At 67.4% G+C, this 230-nt stretch carries 1 protein-coding gene; it reads right to left on the bottom strand.

Translation table 11 applies throughout. From position 1 onward, the window contains the following. The coding region (locus tag AC3XQU_RS25140; protein ID WP_489876801.1) for a hypothetical protein at window positions 1-230 on the bottom strand (230 nt) is incomplete at both ends.

Genomic DNA, 230 nt, shown 5'->3' with positions numbered 1-230 from the left:
ATCGCGAAGTTCAGGGTATCGCTCAGGGACAGGTGGCCGAGGAGGGTACCTACGGGGATGCACGCGATGCCCATGGCGACAGCGGCGACGGCTATGATCCGCGCGACCCGGGTGACCCGGGTGACCTGCTTTTCGAGCGGGCTCTGGTCGTGGCCGACGCGTTCGGAGAGTGCGGCGATCCGGCCGAGTTCGGTGTGCATGCCGGTGGCGAAGACCACGGCGAACGCATC

This window comes from Telluria sp. AZSoR62 (genome assembly GCF_058111565.1).
The sequence above is the reverse complement of the archived record's forward strand: the minus strand, read 5'-3'. Positions and strand labels throughout refer to the sequence as shown.